Genomic DNA, 8,987 nt, shown 5'->3' on the forward strand with positions numbered 1-8,987 from the left:
GGCGGTGTCCGCACAAGGGGCGGTTTGCTGTGGGGAAAATCTGTGGATTCGTCAGCAAATGTGGTCGATGACCCGCCGGCCCTGGCGCCGCGCCCGGCGTCCTGACGCGCGCCGGGAGCGAGCTGGGTCTCCTGCCTCGCCTGGGCGACGGGCCGGCCCATCAGGTGGGAGACCATGGCCTGCGCCGAAGGGCGGCGGGAGGGGTCCTTCGACAGGCACGCGGCCACGAGGTCGCGCAGCGCCGGGTCCAGGGCCGTCAGGTCGGGCTGCTCGTTGAGGATGCGGTTGATGACCGCCGGTATGGAGTCCGCGCCGAAGGCCGGCCGCCCTGTGGCCGCGAAGACCATCGTGACGCCCCACGCGAACACGTCGACCGCCGGGGTCACCGCCACGCCGCCGAGCTGCTCGGGCGCCAGGTACGACGGGGTGCCGAGAGTGTCTCCCGTGGCGGTCGCGCCCGGCGTGTCCAGCGCCCTGGCGATGCCGAAGTCGATGACGACCGGCCCTTCGGGACCCATCAGCACGTTGGCGGGCTTGAAGTCGCGGTGCAGGACGCCCGCCCCGTGGATCGCGGCGAGCGCGGTGGCCGTGCTGACCGCGAGGCGGTCGAGCGCGGCGCCCCGGCGCGGTCCCTCACGGTCCACGAGCTGGCGCAGGGACGGGCCGGGGACGTACTCGCTGACGATGTAGGGCTGGTTGCCGGCGAGGTCGGCGTGCAGGACGGAGGCGGTACAGAACCTCGCGACCCTCCGCGCGACCGACACCTCGCGGAGGAACCGGGCACGGGCGTCGGCGTCGGCGGAGAGCCGGGCGTGCAGCAGCTTGATCGCCACCTGCTCGCCCGTGGACGACCGGCCGAGGTAGACCACGCCCTGGGCGCCCTCGCCGAGGCGCGCGAGGATCTCGAACGCGCCGAGGCGGCGCGGGTCCTCACCCGTGAGCCCCTGTGTCACCCCGACCCCCGAAAGCCCGATTTGTCACTGCTTGTTGGCCAAGAACGCTACCAGTGGGAATGGCGGTACGGCGGGTGTCAGATGGCCTTGCCGGGATTGAGGATGCCGAGAGGGTCGAAGACCCGCTTGATCCCCTGCTGGACGTCGTTCACCACCGGGCCGCTCTCAAGGCCGAGCCAGCGGCGCTTGAGCAGCCCGACGCCGTGCTCGCCGGTCAGCGTGCCTCCGAGGTCGAGCGCGGCGCGGAAGATCTCGTCGGCCGCCGCCCAGACGTTCGCCGGGGGCTCGGGGAGCCCCCGGTCGAAGATGAAGACCGGGTGCAGGTTGCCGTCCCCGGCGTGCGCGACCGTGCAGATCATGGCGCCGTGGCGGACGGCGACCTCCTCGATGGTGGAGATCATGTCCGGGAGCACCGAGCGGGGGACGCAGACGTCCTCCACCAGGCACGCGCCCAGCCGTTCCTTGGCGGTGTAGGCCAGCCGGCGCACGCCGATCAGCTCGTCGGTCTCCTCCGGGGTCGAGGACACCGCGACGAAGCTCGCGCCGTTCTCCTCGCAGAACCGGGCCATCACGTCGGCGCTCCCCGGCGGGTCGCCCTCCGACTGCGCGATGAGCATGGCCTGGACGCCGGCTTCGAGGCCGATGTTCTTCCAGTCGTCGATGGCCTTGAGGGTGTTGCGGTCCATCAGCTCCAGCAGGGAGGGCTGGCAGCCCGCCGCGACGATCGCGGCCACCGCGTCCCCGGCGGCGCGCAGCGACGGGAACTCGGCGGCGATCGTGACCGGCGGCACGGCGGGAGCCCGGCGCAGCCGCATCGTCGCCGCGGTGATGACGCCGAGGGTGCCCTCGGAGCCCACGAAGAGCCCGGTGAGGTCGTATCCGGTCACGCCCTTCATCGTGCGGCGGCCGGTGGAAAGGACGCGCCCGTCGGCCAGCACGACCTCAAGGCCGAGCGTGGAGTCGCGGGTGACGCCGTACTTCACGCAGCGCAGCCCGCCCGCGTTGGTGGCGAGGTTGCCGCCGATGGTGGAGATCTCGTACGAGGACGGGTCGGGCGGGTACATCAGGCCGTGCGCGCGGGCGGCGCGGTCGAGGTCGGCGGTGATCACGCCGGGCTCGACCACGGCGATCTCGTCGGCGGGGGACAGCTCGCGGATCGCGGTCATGCGGGCCAGCGACAGCATCACGCAGCCCTCGACGGCCGTGGCGCCGCCCGCGAGCCCGGTGCCCGCGCCCCGGGGCACCACCGGCACCCGGTGCTCGGTGGCCCAGCGCATCGTGGCGACCACGTCGTCACGGGTCTGCGCCGCGACGGCGCACAGGGGCTTGCCGGGTTCGAGGAACGTCTGGTCCCGGGCGTAGGAGGCGGCCACATCTGGATCGGTCAGCACCCTCCCGGCCGGAAGGGCGTCCACGAGTTCATCGACGGCGTTCACGCCTGCGACTGTACGTTCCGCGCCCCGGACTTGCCGACTCGGGGTGGGCCGGGGAAAGGCGCCGCCGCCGTGTCATCCCTGAGCAGGAAAACCGTGGGAAACCGCTGATCGCGGGCGCGGGAAACGCCCTGGACGCCGTACTTCCCACGATGACAATTTCGCAACATCCTTGGTCGGCTTTACTTTTGCTTTACTAGATCCTCTAACGTCCGCTTTGCCGATTCTGGGGCGTTCCATGGGAAGCGCCACAGATCTCCAACGGTCGGCGCGTTCATCCCGGCGCGCCTTGGACGTCGCCCGGAGACCCCGGGTGGAGCCCGGACAACCCGGGCGGAGGAGGAAACCCTGTTGTCACGCAGAATCAGGCGTCTCACCGCGATGCTGCCAGTGGTGGGACTGGCGGCGGCGGGCCTCGCGGTCACGGGTGCCGCGGCACCGGGGGACACCTCGGTGGCCAGGTATCAGCCCACGGCGAGTGATTACTACATCAACTACGCCCCCCCGAGGGTCCAGAGCGACACCACCCCCAAATCGGGGGAGAAGGTGGACATCGCGGCGGCCAATCGGCGCGGAGGCGCGCCCACCGCCGAGGAGTTCGATCACAAGCACGCCGAGGGCAACCCGGTCGCCGCACGCGAACTGGCCAAGCACGAGCGCACGGCCGTCCGTACCGGCAAGAACCCCTTCGAGTTCCTTTACAAGAAGTCGAAGACGACGCAGAAGGCCAAGCTGCTCACGCTGCTGGTCGAGTTCAACGAGAACGCGAACGACGACTTCTCGGGCTTCAGCCACCCGAAGAACACCGACGACGCGGACGACTGCATCACCGAGCCGCCCGGCACCAAGATCAACGGGCCGCTGCACAACAAGATCCCGAACCCCGCCCAGGCGGCAGGGGGCGGCAAGGACAACAACTCGATGTGGGTGGCGGACTTCAACAACGCCTTCTACAACGACATGCTCTACTCCAGCAAGGGCATCACCAAGCGGGTCCGCACGGACCTGAAGGACCCTCGCGACGGCAAGCCGGGCATCGACATCGCCGGCTACACCATGCAGAACATGTACGAGGAGATGTCCAAGGGCGCCTACACCGTCAGCGGGGAGGCGATCGGCTGGATCAAGGTTCCGCACTCCGAGGCCTGGTACGGCGCCGGCGCCTGCCACGCCGCGATCCAGGACACCTCCGGTCACCCGGACAACCCCCGCGGCGCGGCCCAGATGGGCATCGACGCGGTGAACGAGCTGGCCAAGAGCAACCCGAACTTCCCCTGGGCGGACTACGACCAGGAGGACACCTCGGACGCCGACGGCGACGGCAACTACAACGAGCCCGACGGCGTGGTGGACCACCTGGTGCTCGTCCACGCGGGCAAGGACAAGTCCGGCGGCGGCGGCGCCCAGGGCACCTTCGCCATCTGGGCCCACTCCAGCGCGATCGCCGGCGGCTACACGGTCCCCGGGACCAACATCAAGATCTCGAACTACATCGTGCAGCCGGAGGACTCGGGCGTCGGTGTGTTCGCCCACGAGTACGGCCACGACCTCGGCCTCCCGGACCTGTACGACGCCACCGGCGCCGGTGACAGCGACGTGGAGTTCTGGGACCTCATGTCGACCGGCTCGCACTCTGGGCCGATCTTCCAGTCGATGCCGATCCACATGGGCCTGTGGGACAAGTGGGTGCTCGGCTGGGCGAACCCGAAGGTGATCAACCCCGGTGACGGCACCAAGCTGGTGACCGTCGGCCAGGCCTCGCGGACGCCCAAGCTGACCGAGGACGGCGTCCGGGTCAACCTGCCCGACAAGGACGTCACGCTCTCGACGCCGCACAGCGGCGCCAAGGCGTGGTGGTCGAGCAACGACCAGGACTGGGCCGACGTCAAGCTGACCCGCGACATCGCGGTCCCGGCCGGAGCCGACAGCAAGTTCTGGCTGTGGAGCGACTACACCATCGAGCAGGACTGGGACTTCGGGTTCATCGAGGTCTCGACCGACGGTGGCACGACCTGGACCGAGCAGAAGGTCTACGGCGCGGACGGCACGCTCGTCTCCACCGGGGACGACTACGCCGACCCGAACAAGCGCCTGCGCGACTACGGCAACAAGAAGTACGGCCTGACCGGCGACACCGGCGGCTGGCAGCACCTCTACGCCGACCTCGCCCCGTTCGCGGGCAAGAACATCAAGCTGCGCCTGCGCTACGCCACCGACGCGGCGGCTGTGGAGCGCGGCTGGTTCGCCGACGACTTCTCGGTCACCAGCGGCGGCGGCACCATCTGGAGCGACGACGTCGAGGGCGGCACCGCCGGCTGGACCGCGGCCGGAGGCACCTTCACCGACACCAAGGGCACCGGCTGGCAGCAGCACAACGGCACGCTCAAGAGCGCCCAGTACTACCTGGCCGAGTGGCGCAACCTGGACGGCTTCGACAAGGGCCTGAGCTACACCTACGACACCACCTGGAACCGTGACGGCGCCTGGAAGGTCGAGAAGGTCGCCTACAACGCCCCTGGCATGCTCGTCTGGCTGCGCGACACCTCGCTCGGCTACAACAACGCGGCGTCCAACATCTGGTCGCTGCCCTCGGCGGGCGCCAAGGGCCAGCTGCTCCTGGTGGACTCGCACTTCGACCCGCTGCGCCGTAGTGGCAAGGCGGCCGAGATCGACACGAGCGCGCTGAAGAACATCCCCTCGCGCCCGCAGTCGTCCAACGCGGCGTTCGGCTTCAACAAGACGTACTCCTTCAAGGAGTGCATCGAGGGCGCGCCGTTCACCGAGTACTGCACGAAGTTCGCGCCGCAGAACCCGGTCACGGCGTTCACCGACGCCAGGACCTGGTACCCGGGTCTGGAGAGCCGTGCGGACGGGCTCTACTACCGGAACCGCGACGCCTCCGTGGTCGTCCCCTCCAAGGACAACCAGCCGTACTCCCTGCGGGTCGTCAACGCCGACGGTACGCCGGCGACCGACCTGTACGGCGAGGACGTCAACGGCTTCACCCTCGGCTCGGGCAACCCCGGCGACGAGGGCAAGCAGCTCGGCGTGCAGATCAAGCTCATCGCACCGCTTCCCGGCAACCTGGGTGTCATCGCCCAGGTGACCGCGCCGAAGAAGTGAGCCGGAGATAGCGTCCGGACGCGACGTGCACTGAGCCGGACAGACAACCGGCGATAGGTCCAAGCGGGACGGGTTACGGCGACGCCATACCCGTCCCGCCCGCGTCCCGCGACTGAATAGCATGTCTCCCGAAGCCATCTACGGGACGGGTGATCGGTGAGCGAGCTGCGGAGCAAGGCGGAACACACCAAGGCGATCCGCGATCTGCGCAGGGTGGCTCTGGTGGTCAACACGCGCTCCCGGAAGGGCCGCCACCGCTACTTCGAGGCTCTGCGGCTGCTCCAGGCCGACGGGTTCCACCCGCTGCGCACCTACGCGGTCATGGACCCCTCCCGGCTTCCCGAGATCATCAAGGAGGCGCTGGAGCTCCAGCCCGACCTGCTCGTGGTCGGCGGGGGCGACGGCAGCCTGAGCGAGGCCGTCAAGCACGTCGCCCACCGCGACGTGGCCCTCGGCGTGCTGCCGCTCGGCACCACCAACAACTTCGCCCGCAGCCTCGGCCTCCCGCTCGACCTCGCCATGGCGGTGAAGGTGTTCAGCCGGGGCAAGGTCGCCGACATCGACCTCGGCATGGCCGGCGACCGCCCGTTCGCCAACCTGGCGAGCTTCGGGGTGTCGGTCGAGGTGGCCGGCAAGGTCAGGCCGTGGCTCAAGCGGGCGCTCGGCCGCGCGGCCTACCCCCTCACCGCCCTGACCATCCTGCCCGGGCACGCGCCGTTCCGCGCCTACATCACGGTGGACGGGCGGCGTCACGAGCTGCTCACCCACCAGCTCAACATCGCCAACGGGCGTTACCACGGCGGCTGGCAGATCGCGCGCGACATCAGCATCGACAACCGCCGCCTGGTGGCCTACCAGCTCGGCTCGGGCAAGCGGCTCAGGCTGCTCGCCGAGACCCTGGTGCGGGCCACGAGCGGCCGGTGGAGCAGCCTCGCGGGCGGCCCGTTCGTGACCGGGAGCGAGATGCTGCTGGAGACCGAGCCTTCGATGGCCGCCGACGTCGACGGCGAGGTGCGCCTGCGCACGCCGCTGACGATCCGCTCGATCCCCAACGGGCTGCGCGTCATGGTGCCCCCGGGCTTCCTGGACACCTGAGTCCCACCCGCTCGTTAACACAAACAAGCATTTGCTTGACCGCCATGTTACGCGGGCGTATAAAAAGCCATCCGGGAACGGCCCCGGCCCCGTGCGGCCGCACGGGACTGCCCGGAATCTCCTCCATCGTCGCCACGGGCCGCCGCATGCCCGAAAGACAGTGATCAACGGAGGTATCTCATGGCATACGGTGACGACACCGGCCGCCACGGTCTGACGCGACGGGCGTTACTCGGCGGCGCCGCCGGGGCCGCCGCGCTCAGCGCGCTCCAGTGGACGCCCGCCGCCCGCCTCACCCCCGCGAGCGGCGCGACCCTCGCGGCGCCGCCGAACTACCCGGCGGGGATCTCCCTCTACCAGCAGACCTACGAGAACTGGTCGGGGGAGATCGAGATCGACGGCGTCTGGACGTCGGCCCCCGCGTCGGCCGCGGAGGTGGTCACCCTCGCGAACTGGGCCAGGGCCAACGGCTGGAAGATCCGTGCCCGGGGCATGTCGCACAACTGGTCGCCCCTGGTCATCCCGCCCGGCGCGCCGGGGGACACCCTGCTCGTCGACACCACTCAGCACCTCACCGCCGTCACGGTGAACTCCGGCTCGCCCGCCGGCGTGACCGCCCAGACCGGCGTCACGATGGAGGCGCTGCTGACCGTCCTGGAGGGGGCGGGCTACGGCCTGACCGCCGTCCCGGCGCCGGGCGACCTGTCGCTCGGCGGCGTGCTCGCCATCGACGCGCACGGCACGGCGGTGCCGAAGACGGGGGAGACCCTCACCCCAGGCCACACCTTCGGCTCGATCAGCAACCTCGTCACGCAGCTCAAGGCCGTCGTCTGGGATCCGGCGACGAGCCAGTACGCCGTCAGGACCTTCCAGCGGTCCGACCCGGCGATCGGCGCGCTGCTGGTCAACCTCGGCCGGACGTTCGTCACCGAGGTCACGCTGAGGGTCGGGGCCAACAAGCGGCTCAGGTGCCAGAGCTTCTACCACATCAACGTCAACACGATGTTCGCGCCGCCCGCCTCGGCGGGGTCCGACTCGTTCGCGAGCTACGTGAACTCGACCGGGCGCGTCGAGGCGATCTGGTTCCCCTTCACCACCGTGCCCTGGTTGAAGGTGTGGAGCGTGGCGCCAAGCAAGCCCCTGCTCTCCAGGCAGGTCAACAGCCCCTACAACTACTCCTTCTCCGACTTCCTCTCCGAGGACGCCTCCGACCTGCTCTCGCAGATCGTCGCGGGCAACGCCGCGCTCACCCCGACGTTCGAGAACACGCAGATGGGGGTCGTCGGCTCCGGCCTCATCCTCACCGGCACGTGGGACATCTGGGGCTGGTCGAAGAACCTGATGCTGTACGTGCGCCCGACCACGCTGCGGGTCACGGCCAACGGCTACGCCATCCTGACCAACAGGAGCAACATCCAGCGGGTGGTCAGCGAGTTCTACGCCTACTACCAGGGCGCGATCACCTCGTACGCGAACCAGGGGCGCTACCCCATGAACGGCCCGCTGGAGATCCGCGTCACAGGGCTCGACAACCCGGCGGACTCCCAGGTCGCCGGGGCGGTGTCCCCGCAGCTCTCGGCGCTGCGGCCACGGCCCGACCACACCGACTGGAACGTGGCGGTCTGGCTCGACATCCTCACCGTGCCCGGGACGCCGTACTCGCAGCAGTTCTACCGTGAGACCGAGCAGTGGATCCTGTCCAACTACACCGGCTCCTACGCCGCCGTACGGCCCGAGTGGTCCAAGGGCTGGGGCTACTCCGGCACGGCCGCGTGGGCCGACGCCACCATCCGCGACACCACGATCCCCAACGCCTACCGGGCGGGGCAGCCCGCGGGCGACAACTGGGACACGGCCGTGGCCACCCTCAACGCCCTGGACCCCCACAAGGTCTTCTCCAACACGTTCCTCGCCACACTGCTCGACTGACCCCGGCGTCGAAGGGGCCACCGGACCGCCGCAGGGTCGCCGACGCGGGGCGCGTCCGCATCAGCGAGGACTTGCAGCTCACCGTCATGGCGTAAGGGTTTAGCAGCAACCGAACGGTCAGTAAGGCGAAAGGGCCTGCCCACCCCCGAAGGAGTGGACGGGCCCTTAACAGCCGAAGCTTTCGCATGAATGAGCCCTGCGGCCTAGCCTGAGCTTGCGCCGGGGCGATCCGCAACAACCGGCCCGAGGAGGCCGGCGAATACCTCGGCCTCGCGAAGACCGCAGGGGCCAGGCTCGGCTGTGAGCACGACCTTGGCGGGCAGAAGGCGTTCGGGCCGTTGACCGTCGCGCTGCTGGAGCCTGAGAACGCCATGATCGAAGGCCGGCCAGACAGGGCACTGCAGGCGATGGACGACCTGCCGCGCGGCGTCGGCCGTACCGACCCCTCCACGTT

At 69.8% G+C, this 8,987-nt stretch carries 5 protein-coding genes; 3 read left to right on the plus strand and 2 right to left on the minus strand.

The genetic code is table 11. The features are described 5' to 3' along the window. On the minus strand, window positions 1-953 hold a 953-nt coding region (locus AB0B89_RS32610; protein WP_358560468.1), incomplete at its 3' end, for a serine/threonine-protein kinase. A gap of 77 nt (window positions 954-1,030) precedes the next feature. Beyond that, window positions 1,031-2,389, minus strand: a complete 1,359-nt coding sequence (locus AB0B89_RS32615; protein ID WP_358560470.1) for an FAD-linked oxidase C-terminal domain-containing protein — start codon at window positions 2,387-2,389, stop codon at window positions 1,031-1,033. A 348-nt stretch (window positions 2,390-2,737) separates the two neighbouring features. Here AB0B89_RS32615 and AB0B89_RS32620 point away from each other — a divergent pair, with 348 nt between their 5' ends. From AB0B89_RS32620 to AB0B89_RS32630, 3 genes are all read left to right on the plus strand, one after another. Then, window positions 2,738-5,509, plus strand: a complete 2,772-nt coding sequence (locus AB0B89_RS32620) for an immune inhibitor A domain-containing protein (RefSeq protein WP_358560471.1) — start codon at window positions 2,738-2,740, stop codon at window positions 5,507-5,509. Window positions 5,510-5,665: 156 nt separating this feature from the next. After that, window positions 5,666-6,604: a YegS/Rv2252/BmrU family lipid kinase gene (locus tag AB0B89_RS32625; RefSeq protein ID WP_358560473.1), complete on the plus strand. Its 939-nt coding sequence runs from the start codon at window positions 5,666-5,668 to the stop codon at window positions 6,602-6,604. Window positions 6,605-6,784: 180 nt separating this feature from the next. After that, window positions 6,785-8,533 carry a cholesterol oxidase substrate-binding domain-containing protein gene (locus AB0B89_RS32630; RefSeq protein WP_358560475.1) on the plus strand — a complete coding sequence of 583 codons (1,749 nt, stop codon included), beginning with the start codon at window positions 6,785-6,787 and terminating at the stop codon, window positions 8,531-8,533. The last annotated feature ends 454 nt before the right edge of the window (window positions 8,534-8,987 follow it).

Origin of the sequence: Sphaerisporangium sp. NPDC049002, from assembly GCF_040649355.1 — a bacterium.
In the GTDB taxonomy this organism is placed as follows: Bacteria; Actinomycetota; Actinomycetes; order Streptosporangiales; family Streptosporangiaceae; genus Sphaerisporangium.